Source organism: Streptacidiphilus anmyonensis, from assembly GCF_000787855.1.
Taxonomy (GTDB): Bacteria; Actinomycetota; Actinomycetes; order Streptomycetales; family Streptomycetaceae; genus Streptacidiphilus; species Streptacidiphilus anmyonensis.
In genome coordinates, this window is sequence record NZ_BBPQ01000001.1 from 62,115 (window position 1) to 82,658 (window position 20,544).

The 20,544-nt window shown below is 72.3% G+C and carries 22 protein-coding genes and 1 pseudogene; 11 read left to right on the plus strand and 12 right to left on the minus strand.

Going from position 1 to position 20,544, the window contains the following annotated elements; genetic code table 11:
- The first annotated feature begins 112 nt into the window (after positions 1 to 112).
- Entirely contained in the window at positions 113 to 961 is an 849-nt protein-coding gene (locus TR50_RS00275) for a PHP domain-containing protein (RefSeq protein ID WP_042412297.1), read from the plus strand.
- 139 nt (positions 962 to 1,100) lie between these two features.
- Positions 1,101 to 1,571 carry a hypothetical protein gene (locus TR50_RS00280; RefSeq protein ID WP_042412301.1) on the plus strand — a complete coding sequence of 157 codons (471 nt, stop codon included), beginning with the start codon at positions 1,101 to 1,103 and terminating at the stop codon, positions 1,569 to 1,571.
- A gap of 7 nt (positions 1,572 to 1,578) precedes the next feature.
- Here the strand turns inward: TR50_RS00280 and TR50_RS00285 are convergent, their stop codons facing one another.
- Together TR50_RS00285 and TR50_RS00290 are read right to left on the minus strand one after the other, a co-directional pair.
- Positions 1,579 to 2,253, minus strand: coding sequence for a suppressor of fused domain protein (locus TR50_RS00285; RefSeq protein WP_439654178.1), 675 nt, complete (start codon positions 2,251 to 2,253; stop codon positions 1,579 to 1,581).
- 33 nt (positions 2,254 to 2,286) lie between these two features.
- Entirely contained in the window at positions 2,287 to 3,255 is a 969-nt protein-coding gene (locus TR50_RS00290) for a DMT family transporter (RefSeq protein ID WP_439654179.1), read from the minus strand.
- 212 nt (positions 3,256 to 3,467) lie between these two features.
- Between TR50_RS00290 and TR50_RS00295 the strand changes: the two genes are divergently transcribed.
- The 6 genes and pseudogenes from TR50_RS00295 to TR50_RS00315 all read left to right on the plus strand — a co-directional run bounded on the left by TR50_RS00295 (position 3,468) and on the right by TR50_RS00315 (position 8,578).
- Complete coding sequence (locus tag TR50_RS00295) at positions 3,468 to 4,007, plus strand: hypothetical protein (protein WP_042413142.1); 540 nt, start codon at positions 3,468 to 3,470, stop codon at positions 4,005 to 4,007.
- 217 nt (positions 4,008 to 4,224) lie between these two features.
- Positions 4,225 to 5,544: a magnesium transporter MgtE N-terminal domain-containing protein gene (locus TR50_RS00300; protein WP_042413143.1), complete on the plus strand. Its 1,320-nt coding sequence runs from the start codon at positions 4,225 to 4,227 to the stop codon at positions 5,542 to 5,544.
- Positions 5,528 to 6,169, plus strand: a complete 642-nt coding sequence (locus tag TR50_RS00305) for a DUF1003 domain-containing protein (RefSeq protein WP_084699595.1) — start codon at positions 5,528 to 5,530, stop codon at positions 6,167 to 6,169. The genes TR50_RS00300 and TR50_RS00305 overlap by 17 nt, the downstream gene beginning before the upstream one ends.
- Positions 6,170 to 6,320: 151 nt before the next feature.
- Positions 6,321 to 7,475 carry an Mrp/NBP35 family ATP-binding protein gene (locus TR50_RS00310; RefSeq protein WP_084699596.1) on the plus strand — a complete coding sequence of 385 codons (1,155 nt, stop codon included), beginning with the start codon at positions 6,321 to 6,323 and terminating at the stop codon, positions 7,473 to 7,475.
- 126 nt (positions 7,476 to 7,601) lie between these two features.
- A pseudogene (locus TR50_RS48330) lies at positions 7,602 to 7,809 on the plus strand (transposase); the annotation flags it as partial.
- A 109-nt stretch (positions 7,810 to 7,918) separates the two neighbouring features.
- Complete coding sequence (locus TR50_RS00315; protein WP_042412306.1) at positions 7,919 to 8,578, plus strand: DinB family protein; 660 nt, start codon at positions 7,919 to 7,921, stop codon at positions 8,576 to 8,578.
- A gap of 255 nt (positions 8,579 to 8,833) precedes the next feature.
- Here TR50_RS00315 and TR50_RS00320 read toward each other — a convergent pair whose 3' ends face one another.
- From TR50_RS00320 to sigE, 5 genes are all read right to left on the minus strand, one after another.
- Positions 8,834 to 9,487 carry a hypothetical protein gene (locus tag TR50_RS00320; RefSeq protein ID WP_042412308.1) on the minus strand — a complete coding sequence of 218 codons (654 nt, stop codon included), beginning with the start codon at positions 9,485 to 9,487 and terminating at the stop codon, positions 8,834 to 8,836.
- Positions 9,488 to 9,580: 93 nt separating this feature from the next.
- Positions 9,581 to 10,063, minus strand: coding sequence for a sec-independent translocase (locus tag TR50_RS00325; RefSeq protein WP_042412310.1), 483 nt, complete (start codon positions 10,061 to 10,063; stop codon positions 9,581 to 9,583).
- A 155-nt stretch (positions 10,064 to 10,218) separates the two neighbouring features.
- Entirely contained in the window at positions 10,219 to 11,610 is a 1,392-nt protein-coding gene (locus tag TR50_RS00330) for a S1C family serine protease (protein WP_063774966.1), read from the minus strand.
- 254 nt (positions 11,611 to 11,864) lie between these two features.
- Positions 11,865 to 12,836, minus strand: coding sequence for an anti-sigma factor family protein (locus TR50_RS00335; protein WP_052440505.1), 972 nt, complete (start codon positions 12,834 to 12,836; stop codon positions 11,865 to 11,867).
- Positions 12,833 to 13,672, minus strand: coding sequence for an RNA polymerase sigma factor SigE (gene sigE, locus TR50_RS00340; protein ID WP_236654215.1), 840 nt, complete (start codon positions 13,670 to 13,672; stop codon positions 12,833 to 12,835). Before sigE ends, TR50_RS00335 begins: the two co-directional genes overlap by 4 nt.
- A gap of 208 nt (positions 13,673 to 13,880) precedes the next feature.
- Between sigE and TR50_RS00345 the strand changes: the two genes are divergently transcribed.
- The gene (locus tag TR50_RS00345) at positions 13,881 to 14,519 is read left to right on the plus strand and encodes an O-methyltransferase (protein ID WP_439654187.1); all 639 of its coding nucleotides are present in this window, start codon (positions 13,881 to 13,883) and stop codon (positions 14,517 to 14,519) included.
- Between the two features lie 276 nt (positions 14,520 to 14,795).
- On the opposite strand, the gene TR50_RS43820 is transcribed toward TR50_RS00345, so the two are convergent.
- Positions 14,796 to 14,963 (minus strand): DUF3117 domain-containing protein, encoded by a 168-nt coding sequence (locus TR50_RS43820; RefSeq protein WP_075003713.1) that lies wholly within the window; start codon positions 14,961 to 14,963, stop codon positions 14,796 to 14,798.
- A gap of 359 nt (positions 14,964 to 15,322) precedes the next feature.
- Between TR50_RS43820 and TR50_RS00350 the strand changes: the two genes are divergently transcribed.
- Positions 15,323 to 16,123 carry an enoyl-CoA hydratase-related protein gene (locus tag TR50_RS00350; RefSeq protein WP_042412314.1) on the plus strand — a complete coding sequence of 267 codons (801 nt, stop codon included), beginning with the start codon at positions 15,323 to 15,325 and terminating at the stop codon, positions 16,121 to 16,123.
- Between the two features lie 32 nt (positions 16,124 to 16,155).
- Here TR50_RS00350 and TR50_RS00355 read toward each other — a convergent pair whose 3' ends face one another.
- Both TR50_RS00355 and TR50_RS43470 read right to left on the minus strand, forming a co-directional pair.
- Positions 16,156 to 16,725, minus strand: coding sequence for a DNA-3-methyladenine glycosylase I (locus TR50_RS00355; protein WP_042412317.1), 570 nt, complete (start codon positions 16,723 to 16,725; stop codon positions 16,156 to 16,158).
- Positions 16,722 to 17,231, minus strand: coding sequence for a DivIVA domain-containing protein (locus TR50_RS43470; protein ID WP_042412320.1), 510 nt, complete (start codon positions 17,229 to 17,231; stop codon positions 16,722 to 16,724). Before TR50_RS43470 ends, TR50_RS00355 begins: the two co-directional genes overlap by 4 nt.
- Before the next feature lie 87 nt (positions 17,232 to 17,318).
- Between TR50_RS43470 and folP the strand changes: the two genes are divergently transcribed.
- Positions 17,319 to 18,194, plus strand: coding sequence for a dihydropteroate synthase (folP, locus tag TR50_RS00365; RefSeq protein WP_042412323.1), 876 nt, complete (start codon positions 17,319 to 17,321; stop codon positions 18,192 to 18,194).
- A gap of 102 nt (positions 18,195 to 18,296) precedes the next feature.
- Here the strand turns inward: folP and TR50_RS00370 are convergent, their stop codons facing one another.
- Both TR50_RS00370 and dapE read right to left on the minus strand, forming a co-directional pair.
- Positions 18,297 to 19,154 carry an LOG family protein gene (locus tag TR50_RS00370; RefSeq protein ID WP_236654175.1) on the minus strand — a complete coding sequence of 286 codons (858 nt, stop codon included), beginning with the start codon at positions 19,152 to 19,154 and terminating at the stop codon, positions 18,297 to 18,299.
- Between the two features lie 205 nt (positions 19,155 to 19,359).
- On the minus strand, positions 19,360 to 20,400 hold the full coding sequence (gene dapE / locus TR50_RS00375; protein ID WP_439654188.1) for a succinyl-diaminopimelate desuccinylase: 1,041 nt from the start codon (positions 20,398 to 20,400) through the stop codon (positions 19,360 to 19,362).
- Positions 20,401 to 20,544: the final 144 nt, after the last annotated feature.

Sequence of the window (20,544 nt, forward strand, 5' to 3'; positions counted from 1 at the left end):
GGCCCCCGTGCAGCCACTGATGAACCGCTGAGGGACCGGTGAGGGATCCATGAGGGACCGCTGCGCGGACATCGCCCCCGGAGGGTTGCGGCGCTCCCCTACCCTGGACGGCATGCGCATCGATCTCCACGCACACAGCAACGCCTCCGACGGGACGGACTCCCCGGCCGAGCTCGTGCGCAACGCCGTCGCAGCCGGTCTGGACGTCGTGGCGCTGACCGACCACGACACCACCGCGGGCTGGACGGAGGCGGCCGAGGCGCTGCACGGGACGGCCTTGACGCTGGTGCCGGGCGCGGAGCTGTCGTGCCGGGTCGAGGGCATCTCGATGCACATGCTGGCCTATCTCTTCGACCCGGAGGAGCCGGCGTTCGCGCGGGAGCGCGAGCTGGTGCGGACGGACCGGGTGCGGCGGGCGCAGGCCATCGTCGAGCGGTGCCGCGCGCTGGGTGCGCGGATCACGTGGGAGCAGGTCGAGCGCATCGCGGGCCGTGGAGCGGTGGGGCGGCCGCACATCGCCTCGGCGCTGGTCGAGGCCGGCGTCGTGGCGGACGTCGACGCCGCGTTCACGAAGGAGTGGCTCGCCAACGGCGGGCGCGCGGACGTGCCCAAGCGGGAGACCGACCCGGCTGAGGCCATCGCCTTGGTGCGCGAGGCGGGCGGGGTGGCGGTGTTCGCGCACCCGGGTGCGTCCAAGCGGGGGCGCACGGTCTCCGAGGCCACGATCGCGGATCTTGCCGCGGCGGGCCTGACCGGGCTGGAGGTCGATCACATGGACCACGACGAGGAGACCCGCCTCCGGCTGCGCGGGCTCGCGGCCGAGCTGGGTCTGCTGACCACCGGTTCCTCGGACTACCACGGCAGCCGAAAGACCGTCAGCCTCGGTGCGAACACCACGGATCCCGCCGTGTACGAGGCCCTTGTCGGCCTCGCGACCGGGGCGAAGCCGATCACCGGCTGAGCCGTGCCGACGTTCCCCGAGTCCTCCCCGAAATCCCCTCCGCCGGACCCACGGAAAACCTGCTAGCCTCTGGCGTCTCTCGACGGGCGCCGGGGATACGCGCCCGTCCTTCTCTTTTTTCTTCTCTCGGGGTGGGTACGTGGCGATTCGCCGTGCAAAGCAGAAGCAGCAGGTCATCGAGAAGCTCTCGCAGGTCGCCCCGCCCGGGGAGACCTTCATGGCCTGTGTGCACGTGGAGACCGGGCCGAGCCCGTGGCTGAACGCGATCTTCGACGAGATCCCGGTCGTCGGCATGGTCGTCGCGTTCACGCGTCGGTTCTACTTCCTGACGCTGACCAACACCTCGATCGTCGTGAACTCCGCGAGCCGGTGGACCAACCGCCCCGGCGACGTCGTCGCGGTCTTCCCGCGTCAGGCCTTCCCGGCGAGCCGGATCAACCGCGCGACCGTGTGGAGCTCGATGTACGTCGAGATGACGCCGGGCGCCAAGCCCACGCGCCTCAACATCCACCGTTACTGGCGGGACGAGCTGGACCAGCTCCTCGGCGCGCTGCCGCAGGCGCAGATCCCGGCGCAGGGCGGCGCCCCGACGGGTCAGCCGCAGTTCTGATCCGACGTCACACGTCGCCGAGCGGTACGGACTTGCGCTCCTGGTCGCGCAGGTCCGTACCGTGGCGCAGCCACCGCTCCTGAAGCTCGGCGGCGCCGTGCACGCGCTTGTGGGCGGCCTCGTTCGGGGTCATCGGCAGCAGCGGCAGGAAACGGATCGGCTCGGCCGGCTCGGGGAGCTCCAAGTCCTCGACCAGGCCGCCCGGTTCGGCGACCAGGAACGACGTGAAGGGTGCGCCCGGCCAGAGCGGCTCGCCCAGGTCCAGCGAGGCGCCCGGCGCCACGACCAGCCCCTCCACCTGCGGCGCGGCCGCGAGCGTGGCCAGCGGGCGCAGCAGCCCGTCCTGCCCGCCGCGGACGGTGACCACCAGCTCGGCCCGCGGGCCGGCGACCGGGTCGGCCACCAGGGCGGTCGGGTCGGTCATCGGCGCGGCGGACATGCCGAGAGTGGCATAGCGGTACAGGCCCTCCGACTGCGGGAAGCGCAGCACCTCGATCCGTTCGGTGCCGAGGAAGGTGATCGCAGCGCGGCCGTCCGGCTCGCCGAAGGTGCTGATGAGGCGCGCCTCGACGGCGGCCAGGACGGCGTCCGGCACGGACGCGTCCGGCGAGCCCGACGGGCCGGAGGGGCCGGAAGGCTCGGAAGGGTCGGACGGGTGGGGTGAGTCGGCGGCGTGCGGCATAGGCAGAGCCTACGGCGTCGCCCGACGGTCGGTTCAGGAGCGCTGCCCGGCGCGGATGATCAGCAGCAGGCCCGCCAGGATCATCGCCACGGCCGGGTAGACCGCCACCGGCGGCAGCTGGCCGAGCCAGACGGCCGCGATGAGCGCGGCCCCCGGCGTCTCCAGCAGGATCGCCGTGGAGACGAACGACGGCCCGAGCGTCCGCACCACGCGGTTGCTGAGCGAGTGGCCGAGGAACTGCGCCGACGCGGTGAGCAGCGCGATCTGCCCCCAGGCGGTGGGGCTGTAGCCGGTGAGCGTCTGCCCGGAGAGCAGGCACGCGACGAGCAGCAGCAGGCCCGTGGTCGCGTAGCAGACGAAGGTGTAGGCGGTCGTGCTGACGGTCCGCCGGACCTCGCTGCCGAGCAGGAAGTAGCCGGACGCGGCCATGCCCGCGCCGAGCGCGAGCAGGTCGCCCAGGACGGCGCGCGAGGACATGGTCAGGTCGAAGCCGGTCAGCAGCACCACGCCCGCGAACGCGAGCCCGATGCCCACCCAGACCACGCGGGGCGGACGGTGTCCGCGCAGGCGCAGGTAGAGCGTGGTCCACAGCGGCGTGGCCGTGCACAGCGCGGTGGAGGTCGCGACGGAGGTGAGGCGCAGACTCGGCAGCCACATCGCGAAGTGCAGCGCGAGGAACGCACCCGCAGCGAGCGAGAACCGGACCGTGCGCTTGGTCATCGCGCGCAGCTCACTACGGTGCCGGAGCAGGGCGACGGGCGCGAGGACGCCGGTGGCGATGCAGTTGCGCCAGAACGCGATGGCGACGGCCGGTGCGGCGATGGCACTGATCAGCGGCGCGGACAGGGCGACGCCGCCGACCGCGAGCGCGAGCAGCAGGAAGTCGACGCGCGGCACGGCCGACAGATCCGGATGCACGCCCGGAGCCGGCGCACCGCCCGGCTGCCGCGACACGGCCGCGGACGGCTGGGCGCTGTCGGCGCTCTCGGCGGTGCTGGACACGGGCGACTCCTCGGCACGACCAGGCAGGAACCGACAGGGTCACGGTCGGTAAGGGGCGTTTCGATGGTAGGTGACTGACAGACTCCGCTTCCACGGGGGACCACGCGCTGGACGGCTGTCATCTGTCCGCTTTCGTCCGCCAACGGATCTGCCAACGGATCTGCCATCGGACGCCTGCCGAACGGCGACGGAGGAACCAATACCCTGTGGGCATGACTGCTGAGCCGAGTGCCGAGCTGCTGGACCGCGCGCTGATCGAGGAGGCCGCGAAGAAGTCCGGCCTGCTGTGGGTCCGGCGTGACGGCGGGCGGGACCGGGCGCTGTGGCACGCCTGGGTGGACGACGCGGTCGTGGTCGTCGGCGACGGAGGCGAGCAGCCGCTGGACGGGCTCGCCGAGGGCCAGGACGTCCTCGTCACCCTGCGGAGCCGGGACAAGTGGGGCCGCCTGGTCGCCTTTCGCGCGCGGACGGAACTGCTGGCCCCGCGATCGGACGCCTGGCAGGCCGCGGTCGACGAGCTCAAGGGAAAGCGGCTCAACGCGCTGGACCACGACGCCGTCGAAGCGCGCTGGGCCGAGGGCAGCCGGGTGCTGCGGCTGACGCCCCAGGGCCCCAGCGTGGAGCACCCCGGCGCGATGCCGGACTCCGCGCACACGGCGGCCCCTGCGCCGACCACCGCCACCACCCGCCTCCCGATCCCCGCCGCGCTCCCGCGGCTGGTCCTCGGCCGCAAGCGCCGCCGCCAGTCCTGACCCTGCCGCCGCCAAGGCCGACAACGCCGTCGAGGCCCTCCGGCTCGGGGCACGGACCGCCCCTGGGACCCACAGAGCGCAATCGCACGGTGCCCAAAAGGGGCGGACCTCGCATAGCAGGTAGCCTGGCCATCGGCAGCGACTCGGTCGCACGGAGCCACGGTCGGGCTCAGGCTCTGAGTCAGCAGCGTCAGCGTCAGGGAGGTATCGCGTGAGCGTGAGCGCAGGCGCTTCACGGGTCTTCGTCTCGCATCTGGCGGGGGTGGCGGTCTTCGACCCGAACGCCGACTCCGTCGGGCGTGTCCGGGACCTGGTTGTGACGCTGCGACTCGGGGGACGGCCGCCACGCGTGCTCGGTTTCGTGGTCGAGGTGCCGGGCAAGCGGCGGGTCTTCCTGCCGATGAACCGCGTCACCAGCGTGGAGTCCGGACAGGTGATCACCACCGGCGTGATCAACATGCGCCGCTTCGAGCAGCGCTCCACCGAGACCCTCTGCCTGGCGGAGCTGCTGGACCGCCGGGTCACCCTGCGTGAGACCGGCCCGTACGGGGAGGAGGGCGAGACGGTCACCGTGCTCGACGTGGCCATGGTGCGCACCAAGGCGCGTGAGTGGGAGATCGACAAGGTCTTCGTCGAGAAGGGCCGCGGCGGGCGGCTGCGCCGCAAGGGGGAGACCTTCGTCGTCGAATGGTCGGCGGTCACCGGCTTCGCCCTGCGCGAGGAGGACCAGGGCGCGGCCAACCTTCTCGCCACCTTCGACCGACTGCGCCCCGCGGACCTCGCCAACGTGCTGCACCACCTCTCCCCCAAGCGCCGCGGCGAGGTCGCCGCCGCGCTCGACGACGAGCGCCTGGCCGACGTGATGGAGGAGCTGCCGGAGGACGACCAGGTGGCGATCCTGGCCGGGCTGCACCAGGAACGCGCCGCCGACGTGCTGGAGGCGATGGACCCGGACGACGCGGCCGACCTGCTCTCCGAACTGCCGGACGAGGAGGCGGAGCAACTGCTCCAGCTGATGGAGCCGGACGAGGCCGCCCCGCTGCGCCGCCTGCTCACCTACGCGGAGCACACGGCCGGCGGTCTGATGACCACCGAGCCCATCGTGCTGCCGCCGGACGGGACGGTGGCCGAGGCGCTGGCGCTGATCCGCAACGAGGACCTGAAGCCGGCCCAGGCGTCCGTCGTCTACGTGTGCCGTCCGCCGCTGGAGACGCCGACTGGTAAGTACCTCGGCCTGGTCCACTTCCAGCGACTGCTGCGCGAGCCGCCGTACACGCTGGTCGGCTCCCTCGTCGACCGCGACCTCGACCCGCTCAGCCCGGCGACCGAACTGCCCAGCGTCACCAGCTTCCTGGCGACGTACAACATGGTGGCCGCACCGGTGGTCGACACGACGGGCAACCTGCTGGGCGCCGTCACCGTCGACGACGTGCTCGACCATCTGCTGCCCGAGGACTGGCGCGAGGCCGCGCTCCACGGCGGCACGGACCACTCCGACCATGGCGAGGAGGTGACCTCCGATGGGTCCCACATCTGAGCAGAAGCCGAGACGCGAACCGAGGCGCGAGCAACCGAGGCGCGAGCAGAGGTTCGAGCTCCGGATCGAAGCGAAGCACGAGCCCAAGCACGAGGCGTTGCCGAGCCAGAAGCGCCTGCGGCTCGACCAGCCGCAGCGCCGCTCCCGGCTGAACTGGCCGCAGCCGGACCCGGACGCGTTCGGACGTCTGTCGGAGCGGATCGCCCGGTTCATGGGCACCGGTCGGTTCCTGGTCTGGATGACGCTGGCCATCCTGGTCTGGGTCGCCTGGAACGTGCTGGCGCCCTCGGGGGTGCGCTTCGACACCTACCCCTTCATCTTCCTGACCCTGGCCCTGTCGCTGCAGGCCTCCTACGCCGCGCCGCTGATCCTGCTGGCGCAGAACCGGCAGGACGACCGCGACCGGGTCAACATGGAGCAGGACCGCGCCCGCGCCAGCCGGACCGTCGCGGACACGGAGTTCCTCACCCGCGAGGTCGCCGCCCTGCGGCAGGGCCTCGGCGAGGTGGCCACCCGCGACTTCCTGCGCAGCGAGTTGCAGCAGCTGCTGAAGGAGCTGGACCTCCGCGACGGCGACGGGCACCGGCCCGACGACCCGCGGGTCGCGACCTCCGACCTGATGTGACCGCCCTCAGCTGACCGCCTCACCCGACCGCACCCGACCCGCCCTCGGGCGACCCTCCTCGGGCGACCGTCCTCAGCTGACGGCCCTGATGTGACCCGCCGCACGCTACTGCCGGGTCAGTGCGCCTCTTCGGCCGCCGTACCATTCCGTTATGGCAACCGACACTGAAGCGACGCCCATCGAGGAGTCCGTGCGCGCCGCGCTGGCCAAGGTGCAGGACCCGGAGATCAACCGGCCCATCACCGAGCTCGGCATGGTGAAATCCGTGGCGGTCGACGCCGCGGGCCGGGCGTCGGTCGCGGTCTGGCTGACGGTGTCCGGCTGCCCGATGCGCGACACCATCACCACCCGCGTCCGCGACGCGGTCGCGGCCGTCCCAGGCATCTCCTCGGTCGAGGTGGAGCTGGACGTGATGAGCGCCGAGCAGCGCAAGGAGCTCCAGACGACGCTGCGCGGCGGCCAGGCGGAGAAGGAGATCCCCTTCGCCAAGCCCGGTTCGCTGACCCGTGTGTACGCGGTCGCGTCCGGCAAGGGCGGCGTCGGCAAGTCCTCGGTGACGGTCAACCTCGCCGCCGCGCTCGCCGACCAGGGCCTGAAGGTCGCCGTCGTCGACGCCGACATCTACGGCCACAGCGTCCCGCGCATGCTGGGCGCCGACGGCCGTCCCACCCAGGTCGAGAACATGATCATGCCGCCGTCGGCGAACGGCGTGAAGGTCATCTCGATCGGTATGTTCACCCCCGGCAACGCGCCCGTCGTCTGGCGCGGCCCGATGCTGCACCGCGCCCTCCAGCAGTTCCTCGCGGACGTCTACTGGGGCGACCTCGACATCCTGCTGCTCGACCTGCCGCCGGGCACCGGCGACATCGCGATCTCGGTCGCCCAGCTGATCCCGAACGCGGAGATCCTGCTGGTCACCACCCCGCAGCAGGCTGCGGCGGAGGTCGCCGAGCGCGCGGGCACGATCGCGCTGCAGACGCACCAGACGATCGTCGGCGTCATCGAGAACATGTCGGGCATGCCCTGCCCGCACTGCGGCGAGATGGTCGACGTCTTCGGCACCGGCGGCGGCCAGACGGTCGCCGACGCCCTCACCCGCGCCACCGGCGCGAAGGTCCCGGTCCTCGGCAACATCCCCATCGACGTCCAACTCCGCCAGGGAGGCGACGAGGGCAAGCCCGTCGTCCTCTCCGACCCCGACTCCCCGGGCGGCTCCGCGCTCCGCGCCATCGCCTCCAAGCTCGCCAGCCGCCAGCGCGGCCTCTCGGGCCTGTCCCTGGGGCTCACGCCGAAGAACAAGTTCTGATTCGCGGGTCTCGCGACCTGCGGCGCATTCGCCGATCACTCCCCTGAGCTGCGGGGAAGTGGTCGGCGTTTGTCATTGGCGACCACCGCTGGTTGCCGTCTGACGGCCCCACGACGGCCCCGCCGCGAGCACGGGCTGCGCGAGATCCTGGACGCGATCTTGTACGTGGTCCGCACCGGCCCCCAGTGGTGGTACCTGCCGCCCGCCCTGGGGGACGGTCTAGGGCTACTTCGCCAAGTGGGCCATGGAAGGCGTGTTCGCGCAGCTCAACGGATTGCTGCGGGACCTCGTGCGCCAGAGCGTGTGGCGCGCTGGCGGCCCCGAGGGTGTGGTGCCGACTAGCGGCTTGTGCGTGGAGATCAACTCCGTTGCGGGCGTCTGAGTCGATCACTAGGGTGCGGATGTTCTGCTGCTCGGCGACGCAACGAAGGTGGCACCCGCCCATGACCTCGACTGATCTGCTCCCGCCCATCGGGCCGGTCACGGCGGACGACCTTGCCGAAGGCCTGCGGCTGGTGCTCGCGCTGCTGCGCCAGCCGGCCGCCCTCTCCGCGGACTGGAGCCGTCCGGCCGGGACGCTGGACATGGACTGCTGGGAGACCGCCGAGCACCTCGCCGACTGCTTCTTCTTCTACGGCACGCAGCTTGCCCAGCAGTCACCGCCCGTCGAGACCTTCCTGTCGTTCGTCAATCATCGGTCCGCACCGGGCAGGCCCTGGAGCGTGATCTCCAGTGAGCGCGAGCCCGGGGTCGAGAGCCTGGTGCAGGTGGTGGAGGCCTGCGGGGCGCTCCACATCGCGATGGTGCGGACGTCGGCACCGGAGGCACGTGCCTTCCACCCCATGGGGACGACGGACCCCGAGGGTTCGGCGGCCATGGGCCTGGTCGAGCTCTTCGTCCACGGTTACGACCTGTCCTGCGGGCTCGGCCTGGACTGGACCGCCCCGGCCGGCCTCTCCGCCCGGGCGCTGCACCGCCTCTTCCCCGAGGCTCCGGCGGACACCGACCCCTGGGCGACCCTGCTCTGGGCCACCGGCCGCGGTGACCTGCCCGGACGTGAGCGGTTGACGGCGGACTGGCGCTGGCACAGCGCACCCCGCTGAGACGCCACGGCCCGGGTCAGGCTTCCTCCTCGATCGGGCAGGTCTCCCGGACCGGGGTTCTCCCGGGGCCGCCAGGCTCACCGCGTGACCCTTGGGCTTGGCCTGGCGGCCCTGGGAGGTTCCCGGCACGCCTCTGGGGCCCGGTCGAGGAGGAACCAGCGCCCCACCCACCCCACACGACGCACTGACCGCAGCGAGACTCGGCACGGCGGGCAGAGACACAGCGCCGCTCGCACCGGTCTCCGGGGCGGGCCGCTATCCGCCGTACGTCGCGAAGTCGGTGATCACGGTGAAGCCCAGGCCGTAGGCGCTCACGCCGCGGCCGTAGGCGCCGATGTGGGCGCCCTCCGCGTCGCCGGCGAGGACCCAGCCGTACTCGGATTCGCGGTAGCGGAACGGCTGCGGGGTGCCGTTGACCGGGAGGGTGAGGGAGGACCAGGCGGGGCTCTCGAGGTCGTCGGCGAGGTCCCAGGCGAGGGCCGTCTGCTGGTCGAGCCAGTCCTGGCGCAGCGAGCGCTCCATCGGGGCGTGCTCGGTGGCGGCGAGGAGGCCGGAGCCGGCCAGCCACGCGGCCGAGGAGACCGAGGTCGCCTCCAGCATGCCGGTGCCGTTCTCCAGCCGGCGGGCCTCGCGCCGGGCGACCGTCACCACGACAGCGAAGCGCTTGCCCTCGGCCGGGTCCTGGGCGAGGTAGGAGCGCACCGGCTCGTCGCCGTGGCCGAGGGAGCCGTAGTCGACGACGCGGCCGTCCGGCGAGGTGCCGGTGGCGCCGTACCAGCGGCGGCCGGTCCAGGCGTCGTCCAGGCCGTACCAGGGGAAGTCGACCCCCGAGAAGCCGGGCCCGGCGGACTTCGCCTCCGCGTGCGGCTGCTGCTCCTGCTCCGCCACGGTCTCACTCGTGGTGTCCATACCGGCCTCCTCCTTGGTCCGCCCCGGCAGAAGATTACCGGGGCGGGCCGGGCCGACCGTGTAGGGAGGGGATAACGCGCGCGTGAGCCGCCCTCAGGTCGCCTCGAGGTCGTACGGAGGCCGCTCGTCCGCGGCGCCCGCTGCGGCCGCTGCCGGGTCCGCGGAGGCCGCTGTGGAAGCCCCGGACGCGGAGGCGGAGGCGCCGGGCGTCGACTCGGGGGCCACCTTGCCCAGCGGGTCGTTGCGGACGGACTTCACGGCCGTGGCGGCTTCCGTCGCGTCACGGGTGAAGCCGTTCTTCAGCTCCTGGATCTCGTTCAGGCCGAACTCCTCGCCGTGCCGCTGCATCTGCTTGCGGACGAAGGTCTTCGGGTTGAGGTCCTGGAACTCGAAGTCCTGGTACTCCGGGCCCAGCTCCTTGCGGATGTCCTCCTTGGCGCTGTCGGAGAACTCGCGGATCTTGCGGATGATGCCCATCGCGTCCTGGACCAGCTTGGGGAGCTTGTCCGGGCCGAAGATGACCACGGCGAGAACGACGAGCACCACCATCTCCAGTGGGCTTATGTCGAAGAACATGCGGTGGGCTCCCCTGCTGACGTGTGGACTGCTCCAGCGTAATCGCCCGGACGGCCAGTCGTACCCGGTGACGAGTGAACCAGCGGTGTGAAAAGGGGAACGGAACGAACGGAACCGCTCTCTGCCTGCCCCGGACCGCTCAGACTCCGGTCGACTCAGGCCTTGGTCGATGTCGTGTCGGTCGGCGCCGCGGTGAGCTTCGCCTGGATCTTCAGGCTCGCGCCGTTCCGCAGCACCGTGAGCTGGGTCGTGCCGTTGGCCCTGCGGCCGCGGATCAGCGCGATCAGATCGTCGGCGTCGGTGACGGCGACCCCGTCGGCCGCGGTCACCACGTCGCCGACCATCAGCTTCGAACCCGCGGCGTGCACGTCGGTGATCTTTGCGCCGCCGTCGAAGCCGCGGTCCAGCGTGACGCCGATGGTGGGCGGCGTGGCCCGGCCGCCGCCGATCAGCTGCGCGGCCACCGCGGTGGCCTGGTCGATCGGGATGGCGAAGCCGAGGCCGATGCTGCCGCTGGTGCTGTCGCTCCCGTAGGGATCGGAGCTGTCCGGGTCGGAGGAGCGGATCACCGTGTTGATGCCGATCACGGTGCCGCTGGCGTCGAGCAGCGGGCCCCCCGAGTTGCCCGGGTTGATCGGCGCGTCGGTCTGCAGCGCGTCGAGGTAGGAGTCGCCGGCGGGCGAGTCGAGGCTGCCGGAGACGATCGGGCGGTCGACGGCGCTGACGATGCCGGAGGTGACCGTGCCGCGCAGGCCGTAGGGGGCGCCGATCGCCATCACCGGTTCACCGACCTGGACGTTGTCCGAGTCGCCGAAGGTCACGGGGTTGAGCCCGGAGACGCCGGCGACGCGCAGCACCGCGAGGTCGCTGCCGGCGTCGCGGCCGACGATGGCGGCCGGATGATGCTGGCCGGTGCTGAAGGTCACGGTGACCGTGCCGGGGGTGCCCTCGGGCGCGATCACGTGGTTGTTGGTGAGGATGTGGCCGTTGGCGTCCAGCAGGATGCCGGTGCCGGTGGTGCGCTGGCCGCCGGCGTCGACCTGGAGGTAGACCACGCCCGGCAGCACGGCGCGGAGGACGGCCGCGGTGCCGTTGGAGTCCTTGGAGGCGGAACTCGACGCCTGGTGCAGGGTGAGCCGGCCGCCCTCGGCCGCGCCCTCGACGCCGACCCCGAGACCGCCGCCGATGAGACTGGCGACCACCACGACGAAGGCGATGATCAGCAAGCCCTTGGGCGAGGTGAGCGCCGGTACCGCCCGGCCCGGCCGACGGCCGACCGGGCCGTCCCCGCCCCAGGGGCCGTCGTTGACGCGCTGGGCGGCTGTGAGCCAGTCATCGTCGCTCGTGCCGCCACCCGTGCCGTCGCCGTGGCGGTCGCCGTCGCCGTCGCCGTCGCCGACGAGTCTGCCGTCCTCCGCGCGCACGCGGCTGCCGAAGATCGCGCCGCGCTGCGCGCCCGCGCCGCCCGGGTGGCTCCACCACGCGGGCGCGGGCCGCTGGGCACGCTGTGGCGCCCGCGGCTCCTCCACCTGGTGTTCCGCTGCCATGCCGAACTGCTCCTCCACGCCTGCTGCCCTGGCATTGAAACAGGTCGGGGGCGATCGAGGCTACGCCCGCGTGAATGTTCCCAGTTAACGAACAGGTGACTGAACAGCTCACCGACAGACGCCGGCCGATTCACCGGCGGACGACCGCGCCGGGTCTCACCGGGCCGCGGCGGGCCTCGCGCGCAGGAGAACGCGTCGGCCCGTCCCGCGGGGGCGCGGTACGGGCCGACGTCGTGGACGGATGGGTGTGGCCGCTAGCGCAGCTGGGCCGCCGGGTAGAGGATCGGCGGCGTGCCCGGACGGGCGAGCGCGACGTGCTGGTTGACGGCCGGATGCTCGGGGGCGTCGTCGACACGCGCGACGTTGTAGGCGGGCTGTCCGTCGTTCGGCGCGTAGTTGGCGGACGGCGCGTAGTTGTTGGAGCCGGACAGCGGGGCGACGTCGTGGGGCGCCTCCGACGTGGCCGTGACCCCGGTGAGGGCGCTGCTCAGGGTGACCGCGGCGACCGAGAACGCGCCTGCCGCGGCGAAGACGAGCCGCCTGCCGCGCGGCGCGGCGGGCGCGCTCGGCGCGACGCCGACCACGGCCGCCCGCTCCGCGCGCTCGGCCTGGGCCGAACCCGCGCCGGAGGTCGACATCGTGGAACCCGAGGAATCCGACCCGGCGCGCAGCCGGGCCGCTATCGGGCGCTCGCCGCGGGGCTCACGGCCGCGCTCACGCCGGGCGCGCGGGTCGATCCCGGGCACCGGACGGTCCGCTCCGAGCGCGCCGTTGCCGAAGCTGCTGCCGCGCAGACCACCGTTGCCGAGGCCGCCGGACATGCCGAAGCCCGCTCCAGGGCCCTGGGCGCCCGATCCTCCGAAGAGGGAGCGGACGCGCGAGGGCGTGCCCTGGGGCGGGCGCCCTTCACCCTCGTCGTCGTCGGCTGCGGAGATGGCCATCAGGCGGCTCAGGAAGACACCGCTGGGCTCGGGGCACAGCACCTCGCGCAGGTGCGCCTTGAGGCGGCGCTCCGCCTCCGCCTCGGCCAGGCAGTCGGGGCAGGTGGCCAGGTGCGCCTGGACGCGCTCGCGCGCGCCGTGGTCGAGCTCGCCGTCGACGAAGGCGGCGAGGCGGTCACCGAGGTGGTGCTCCTGCGGCGGCGGGGCCGTGACGGCGACGGAGACCTGGGTCACCCGCAGCTCGCCGATCTCCGACCGCGGAACGCGGCGGGACTGCTCGCTCACGAGGACCGCCCCCGATCGAGGGCGTCGGCGGCCAGCAGTTGGGCCTCGGCCTCCACGTCCACGCCGGCCCGCCGCTCACGGCCCTCGCCCGCGCCGGGGGCGCGGTGCTGCAGGGCGGCGCGCAGGTGTGCGCGACCGCGGTGGATGCGGCTGCGGACGGTGCCGAGCTTGACCCCGAGGGTCGCGGCGATCTCCTCGTAGGACAGGCCCTCGATGTCGCAGAGCACCACGGCGGCACGGAACTCCGGCGCGAGCGTGTCGAGCGCGTGCTGCACGTCGGCGTCGAAGTGGGTGTCGTGGAACTGCTGGGCCGGCGACGGCTCCCGGCTGGGCAGCCGCTCGGCGGCGTCCTCAGCCAGCGCGTCGAAGCGGATCCGCTGCTTGCGGCGGACCATGTCCAGGAAGAGGTTGGTCGTGATCCGGTGCAGCCAGCCCTCGAACGTGCCCGGGGTGTACGTGGACAGCGAGCGGAAGACACGGACGAAGACCTCCTGCGTGAGGTCCTCGGCGTCGTGCTGGTTGCCGGTCAGGCGGTAGGCGAGGCGGTACACCCGGGCGGAGTGCGTCTGGACGATCTCCTCCCAACTGGGCGGGGTCCAGGCAGTCGCGGCGCTCTGCTCGTCGAAGGATGCGGTCTGCCCCTCGGTGACGCCCTCCAGGGCGGCGGGAAGACCGTTCGACTCCGTCGCCTCGGCGGGCGCGTTCTCAGGCTGCGACTCACTCATCACGGGCTTCGGCGTACGGGCCGGTGCGGGGCCGCGAAGACTGCGCGAACGGGCACCCCCCTCAGCCACACCTCCTCTATCGGCTCTTCTGCCTAGCAGGGCCACCACCATATCCGCACCACCCGTTAGCACCGGATAAAAGCCAATCACCATACGACCCACCTGCGGCGCTCCGTACACACCCGGTACGCCGGGAGGGCCGACGACCGGGTGTGAACCCGGCCCTCATCCCGTTCCAACGGCCGGGCCTTGATCCCGGTTCCGTCTCTCTCCACTAACCTGTGGCCAGAAATCGACACTGGTCAGTACGGATCGGTGGATCGGCACACAACTCGGCGCAGCGCGGGAGGAAGGCATCAGCGGCTACGGGCAAGCAGACCCGGCCCTCGCCGACGCCTACGCCGTCGAGGATCCGGTCCTCGAGCACGCCCGCGAACTGTCACTGCTCTCCTCGGTCCGCCCGGTCTCCCCCGGCAGCGGCGCGGCGCTGCGGCTGCTGGCCGCGGCGACCGGAGCGCGGGCGGTCGTGGAGATCGGCACCGGGGCGGGCGTCTCGGGCATCTGCCTGCTGCGCGGAATGCGAGCGGACGGCATCCTGACCACCGTCGACGTCCAGCCGGGCCTCCAGCGGCAGGCCAGGGAGGTCTACGCCGCGGCTGGCTTCGCGCCGAGCCGCGCCCGGCTGATTCCCGGCCCCGCCCTCGAGGTGCTGCCGCGACTGGCCGACGGCCAGTACGACCTCGTCTTCTGCGACGGCGACCCGGCGGAGGCGACCGGCTACCTTGCTGAATCGTTGCGCCTGCTGCGATCTGGGGGAACGGTCTGCTTCGAGGGCGCGCTCAGCGGGGTCCGCACGCCCGCCGTACGGGAGCTGATGCGGCAGGTGCGCGAGCACCCCGACCTGATACCCGCGCTGCTCCCGGTGGGCGACGGCCTCCTCGCCGCGGTCCGTCGCTGATCCCGCTCTCGCGGGGGTTCACGCCGCTGCGGGCTGGGTGGGGTCGCCCGTGAGCGGGCGCCGTCCACGGGCAGGACGAGGACGATCCTCGGGCCGGGCCGTCCGAGGGCAGGGCCGTCCGAGGACAGGGCCGCCCGAGGGCGGGGCCGTTTGGCGGTGGCACCGCCCGGCGGTGAGCCGTCCGACGGTGGGCCCTTCAGCGCCGCAGCAGGCCGAAGGCCCCTCTCCCGCATGGGGACAGGGGCCTTCGATGGAGGATCGGAGCGGGGGTGGGCCTCAGCCGCACACCTTCTTGAGAGCGTCACCGAGCGCCTCGGCCTCGTCGGGCGTCAGCTCGACGACGAGACGTCCGCCGCCCTCAAGCGGAACGCGCATGACGATGCCCCGCCCCTCCTTGGTCACCTCAAGCGGGCCGTCGCCCGTCCGCGGCTTCATGGCCGCCATGCTCGTTCCCCTTCCTGCACCTGCTCCACCGGAACCGGCGGCCCGTCCACCGCCGGTTTCGAACGCACTGATCGGAGTACCAGTATCCCGCATTCAACCGTCTGATGACCAACGTCACGCATCTCGCCAGCCCCAGGGGCCTCCTCCGTGCACGCTCGGACGCACTCGAACACGCTCGCCGACCGCACCTCAGTTCCCCTCCGCCACCGGGCCCCTGCGGCCGGGTGAGCCTCCCTCGCGTTCGGTGCGGGGGATGCGGGAAAGTGGGCTACGTCACATCTTCCCCGGGGTACCGGATCCGTCATGCTGACCGGGGCACCAGCCGGTGACACAGCTGGACGAAAAGTGAGGAGACGGACGTGGCCGACAGCGTTCTGTACGAGATCGAGGACGGGCTGGCGACCCTGACCATCAACCGCCCCGAGGCGATGAACGCCCTCGACACGGCGACCAAGGTGGCTCTGCGCGACGCCGCGATCGACGCGGCGGACAACCCGGCGGTCCGTGCGGTCCTGCTGACGGGCGCGGGCGAGCGCGCGTTCTGCGTGGGCCAGGACCTCAAGGAGCACGTGGGCAACCTGGCCGCCGCACGGGAGGGCGGCGGTCCCGCCCTGTCCACCGTCCGCGAGCACTACAACCCGCTGGTCACAGCGCTGGCGACGATGCGCAAGCCCGTCGTCGCGGCGATCAACGGCGTCGCGGCGGGCGCGGGCGCCGCGCTGGCCTGGGCCTGCGACTTCCGCTTCCTCGCGGCCCACGGCGGCTTCAACACCTCCTTCGCCGGAGTGGCCCTCAGCACGGACTCCGGCGCGTCGTGGACACTGCCGCGGCTGGTGGGCCAGTCCAAGGCGATCGAGTTGCTGATGTTCCCCCAGACCGTCAAGGCGGAGGAGGCGTTGGCTCTCGGCCTGGCGCACCGCGTCCTGCCCGGGGCCGAGTTGATGGACGAGGCCCGCACGTTCGCCCGCCGACTGGCCGACGGTCCGACGGTCGCCTACGGCGCGATCAAGACCGCGGTGGCGTTCGGCGCCGGCCACACGCTGGTGGAGACCCTCGCCAAGGAGGAGGAACTCCAGACCCTGGCGGGCGAGTCCGCGGACCATCAGATCGCCGTCGACGCCTTCCTCGCCAAGGAGACCCCGCGCTTCACGGGCCGTTAGGCCTGTGGCCGGCCAGCGTCGAGGGTCCGGCGTCAGCGGGCGAAGCAGTCCGCCAGGTGATCGTTGACCAGGCCGCACGCCTGCATCATCGCGTAGGCGGTCGTCGGGCCGACGAAGCGGAACCCGCGGCGCTTGAGCTCCTTGGCGAGCGCCGTGGACTCCGGCGTCACCGCCGGGATGTCCGCCAGCGACATCGGGGCGGCGGGCGCCGGATCGGGCGCGTAGCTCCAGATCAGCGAGTCGAGGCTGGTGCCGTCCAGATCGAGCAGCGCGCGGGCGTTGGCGATGGTGGCGACGATCTTCGCGCGGTTGCGGATGATGCCCTCGTCCGCGAGGAGCCGGTCGACGTCGGTCTCGTCGTAGGCCGCGACCCTGGCCGGGTCGAAGCCGTCGAAGGCCCGGCGGAAGCCCTCCCTGCGGCGGAGGATCGTGATCCAGGAGAGACCCGACTGGAAGGCCTCCAGGGCGAGACGCTCGTACAGCGCGGTGTCGCCGTGGACCGGCCGGCCCCACTCGGTGTCGTGGTACTCGACGTAGTCGGGGGTCGAGAGGCCCCAGGGACAGCGCAGCCGGCCGTCCTCCCCGCGAACGGTCGCGCTCACAGCTCGTCGTCCTTCCGAGGGGCTCCCGGCTCGGGGGTCCCCTGTTCGTCGGCCTCCTGCCCGGGAGTCCCGAGCACAGGAGTCCCGTGCTCGTCGGCCTCCTGCTCGGTGGGAAGCGCCGCCGCGGGCGCCGGCTCCTCGACGGCAGGGCTGATCTGCGTCGGCTGGTAGGCGACGCGCCGCTCGGTGGCGACCGAGCCCGCCGCGCCGGGCGAGGCGAGGGCCGCGGCCAGCGCGGTCTCCAGCTCCTGGACGCGGTGCTCGCGCTCGCTCAGCTCCGCGGCCATCCGGTCGAGCGCGTCGTCGACCTCGTCCATGCGGTAGCCGCGCAGCGCCATCGGGAAGCGCAGATCGTCGACGTCCGTGCGCGACACCGGACGGTCCTGCGGAAGGCGCGCGGCCAGGCGGTCGCGCTCCGCCTCGGGAAGCGAGCCGCCCGCGCCCAGCGCAGCCAGCGCCGCCGCGCCGACGACCAGCACCATCAGGACGAGGATCAACCAGAACACAGGCCCACTCCAGGCTGCCGGTGGGGGATCATGGACAAGCCCCAAACGTAACGACAGCCATCATGGTGCACCAGCCCGGGAGGACGCATGGCCCGCACGGCCCTCAAGCTCGGTCCGCGAACCTTCGGACCGGACGAGCTGGTGATCATGGCGATCGTGAACCGGACGCCGGACTCGTTCTTCGACCAGGGCGCCACCTTCGCCGACGAGCCGGCCTTCGCCGCCGCCGACCGCGCGGTCGCCGAGGGGGCCGCGATCCTCGACATCGGCGGTGTGAAGGCGGGGCCCGGGGAGGAGGTGACGGTCGAGGAGGAGCTGCGCCGCACCGTCCCCTTCGTCGCGGCCCTGCGCGAGCGCCATCCGGACGTGGTGCTCAGTGTGGACACCTGGCGCCACGAGGTGGGCGAGGCCGTGTGCGCGGTGGGCGCGGACCTGCTCAACGACGCCTGGGGCGGCGTCGACCCCGAGCTCGCCGAGGTCGCCGCGAAGCACAGGGTGGGACTGGTCTGTACACACGCGGGCGGCGCCGAACCGCGTACACGGCCGCACCGCGTCGAGTACCCGGACGTCATGGCGGACATCCTGGAGCGGACGGTTCACGGCGAGGCGGAGCGCGCCCTCGCGCTGGGCGTGCCACGGGAGTCGATCATCATCGACCCCGGACACGACTTCGGGAAGAACACCCGCCACTCGCTGGAGGCGACGCGACGGCTCCCCGAGATGACCGCGACCGGCTGGCCGGTGCTGGTCTCGCTGTCCAACAAGGACTTCGTCGGCGAGACGCTGGACAAGCCGGTGGGCGAGCGCCTGCTCGGCACGCTGGCCACGACCGCGGTCTCGGCCTGGCTCGGCGCGCAGATCTACCGGGTCCACCAGGTCGCCGAGACGCGCCAGGTGCTCGACATGGTCGCCTCGATCCGCGGCACCCGGGAGCCCGCGGTCGCCCGCCGCGGGCTCGCCTGAGGCTGAGCTGACGCGCGGGCTCGCCTGCGGCTGACGGCTGGGCTCGCCCTGCGGGAGGGAGCCTCCTGGGCTTCCGGGAGGCCCTGCAGCGGCTTCCGGGGCCTACTCCGGGCTGTGGGCAGGCTGCGCGTGACCGTTGGTGCGGCTCACCTCGAGGATCTTGATGGCCTCCTCGACGGAGTCGGTGCAGCTGATCAGCTCCAGATCGCCCGGGGACGCCTTGCCCTCGGCGACCAGAGTGGCCCTGATCCACTCCAGCAGACCGGACCAGTACGCGGTGCCGAAGAGGATCACCGGGAACTTGGTGACCTTGTGGGTCTGGACCAGGGTCAGCGCCTCGAAGAGCTCGTCGAGGGTGCCGAAGCCGCCGGGCAGCACGATGAAGCCCTGGCTGTACTTCACGAACATGGTCTTCCGCACGAAGAAGTAGCGGAAGTTCAGGCCCAGGTGGATGTAGTCGTTCAGGCCCTGCTCGAAGGGGAGCTCGATACCGAGGCCCACAGAGGTGCCGCCCGCCTCGAACGCGCCGCGGTTGGCCGACTCCATCGCCCCCGGGCCGCCACCGGTGATCACCGCGTAGCCGGCCTCGGCGAGCGCCCGGCCGATCTGGACGCCGGCCGCGTACTCGTCGGACTCGGCCGACGTGCGGGCCGAACCGAAGACGCTGACCGCCGGGCCGAGTTCGGCCAGGGCGCCGAAGCCCTCGACGAACTCGGACTGGATCCGCATGACCCGCCACGGGTCGGTGTGCAGCCAGTCGGACGGCCCGGCCGAGTCCAGCAGGCGCTGGTCCGTGGTGCTGTTGTCCACGTGCTCGCCGCGCAGCAGTACCGGGCCCCGGTGCTTGATCCTCGCCTTGCCGCGCAGGCGAACCTCGTGGCCTGGCCCCGTGCCGTTCCCGTTGCCGTTGCTGCTCCCGCTACCGGGCCCCATGGGCTGCATGCTGCGCTCGTCTGTCATACCTCCGCAGCGTACGACGATCAATCGACGAACGGGGGTATGACAGGAGGCGACTTCCGGACCACTCAGAGCCGTTCAGGACCGGAGCGGTCTGTTCAGGACCGGAGCGGTCTGTTCAGGACCGGGGGTCTGTTCAGGACCGGGGGTCTGTTCAGGACCGGGGGTCTGTTCAGGACCGGGGGTCTGTTCAGGACCGGGGGTCTGTTCAGGACTGGAGCCAGGCCCGCAGTCGCTTCTCGGTCTCCTCGATGGCCGAGAGCGAGCAGTGCTCGTCGCGCTTGTGCGCGTAGTTCGGATCGCCGGGGCCGAAGTTCACCGCCGGGATGCCCAGCGCGGAGAAGCGGGCGACGTCGGTCCAGCCGAACTTGGCCGTCGGGGTGGTCGCCGTGGCCTCGACGAACGCGGCGGCGGCCGGCTGGGACAGGCCCGGCAGGGCGCCGGCGGCGAAGTCGGTGACGACGACGTCGAAGCCGTCGAAGACCTCCCGCACATGCGCCTCGGCCTGCTCCGGGGTCCGGTTCGGGGCGTAGCGGAAGTTCACCACGACCAGGCACTCGTCCGGGATCACGTTGTTGGCGACGCCGCCCTCGATCCGGACCGCGTTCAGGCCCTCGTGGTACTCCAGGCCGTCGATGACCGGGCGCAGCGGCTCGTAGGCGGCCAGCCGCGCGAGGATCGGCGCGGCCTTGTGGATCGCGTTGTCGCCGAGCCAGGCGCGGGCGGAGTGCGCGCGCTGCCCGCTGGTGCGGATCTCGGCGCGCAGCGTGCCCTGGCAGCCGCCCTCGACCTGGGCGTTGCTGGGCTCCAGCAGCACCGCGAAGTCGCCCGCGAGCCACTCGGGGTGGTTGCGGGCCAGGCGACCGAGGCCGTTGCGGCGCGCCTCGACCTCCTCGCAGTCGTAGAAGACGAAGGTGATGTCCCGGTTGGGCTCGGGCACCGTGGCCGCGATGCGCAGCTGCACGGCGACGCCGGACTTCATGTCCGAGGTGCCGCAGCCGTAGAGCAGGTCGCCCTCGACGGAGGAGGGGAGGTTGTCGGCGATCGGCACGGTGTCCAGGTGCCCGGCCAGCACGACGCGCTCGCCGCGCCCGAGGTTGGTGCGCGCGATCACGGCGTTGCCGTCCCGCTCCACGGTCAGGTGCGGCAGCTTGCGCAGCGCCACCTCGACGGCGTCGGCGATCACCTGCTCCGAACCGCTCACGGACGGGATGTCGACCAGGCTGGCGGTCAACTGCCCGCCCGTCATGCTCAGATCGAGCTCGGGGACGACGGTCGACTCGGCGGGCTGCTCGGCGGACTCGTGGGCATCAGGACGGCTCATGAACATCCAGCCTACGTGGGTTCTCCTCACCACGCGCTCAGCTCCCGCTGGAGCGCGGCACAGGTCACA

Coding starts and splice junctions, on each gene's coding strand:
- TR50_RS00275 (WP_042412297.1), top strand. CDS start 113: ATGCGCATCGATCTCCACGCACACAGCAACGCCTCCGACGGGACGGAC.
- TR50_RS00285 (WP_439654178.1), bottom strand. CDS start 2,253: ATGCCGCACGCCGCCGACTCACCCCACCCGTCCGACCCTTCCGAGCCT.
- TR50_RS00295 (WP_042413142.1), top strand. CDS start 3,468: ATGACTGCTGAGCCGAGTGCCGAGCTGCTGGACCGCGCGCTGATCGAG.
- TR50_RS00305 (WP_084699595.1), top strand. CDS start 5,528: ATGGGTCCCACATCTGAGCAGAAGCCGAGACGCGAACCGAGGCGCGAG.
- TR50_RS00310 (WP_084699596.1), top strand. CDS start 6,321: ATGGCAACCGACACTGAAGCGACGCCCATCGAGGAGTCCGTGCGCGCC.
- TR50_RS00315 (WP_042412306.1), top strand. CDS start 7,919: ATGACCTCGACTGATCTGCTCCCGCCCATCGGGCCGGTCACGGCGGAC.
- TR50_RS00320 (WP_042412308.1), bottom strand. CDS start 9,487: ATGGACACCACGAGTGAGACCGTGGCGGAGCAGGAGCAGCAGCCGCAC.
- TR50_RS00325 (WP_042412310.1), bottom strand. CDS start 10,063: ATGTTCTTCGACATAAGCCCACTGGAGATGGTGGTGCTCGTCGTTCTC.
- TR50_RS00330 (WP_063774966.1), bottom strand. CDS start 11,610: ATGGCAGCGGAACACCAGGTGGAGGAGCCGCGGGCGCCACAGCGTGCC.
- sigE (WP_236654215.1), bottom strand. CDS start 13,672: ATGGTGGTGGCCCTGCTAGGCAGAAGAGCCGATAGAGGAGGTGTGGCT.
- TR50_RS43820 (WP_075003713.1), bottom strand. CDS start 14,963: ATGGCGGCCATGAAGCCGCGGACGGGCGACGGCCCGCTTGAGGTGACC.
- folP (WP_042412323.1), top strand. CDS start 17,319: ATGGCCCGCACGGCCCTCAAGCTCGGTCCGCGAACCTTCGGACCGGAC.
- TR50_RS00370 (WP_236654175.1), bottom strand. CDS start 19,154: ATGACAGACGAGCGCAGCATGCAGCCCATGGGGCCCGGTAGCGGGAGC.
- dapE (WP_439654188.1), bottom strand. CDS start 20,400: ATGACGGGCGGGCAGTTGACCGCCAGCCTGGTCGACATCCCGTCCGTG.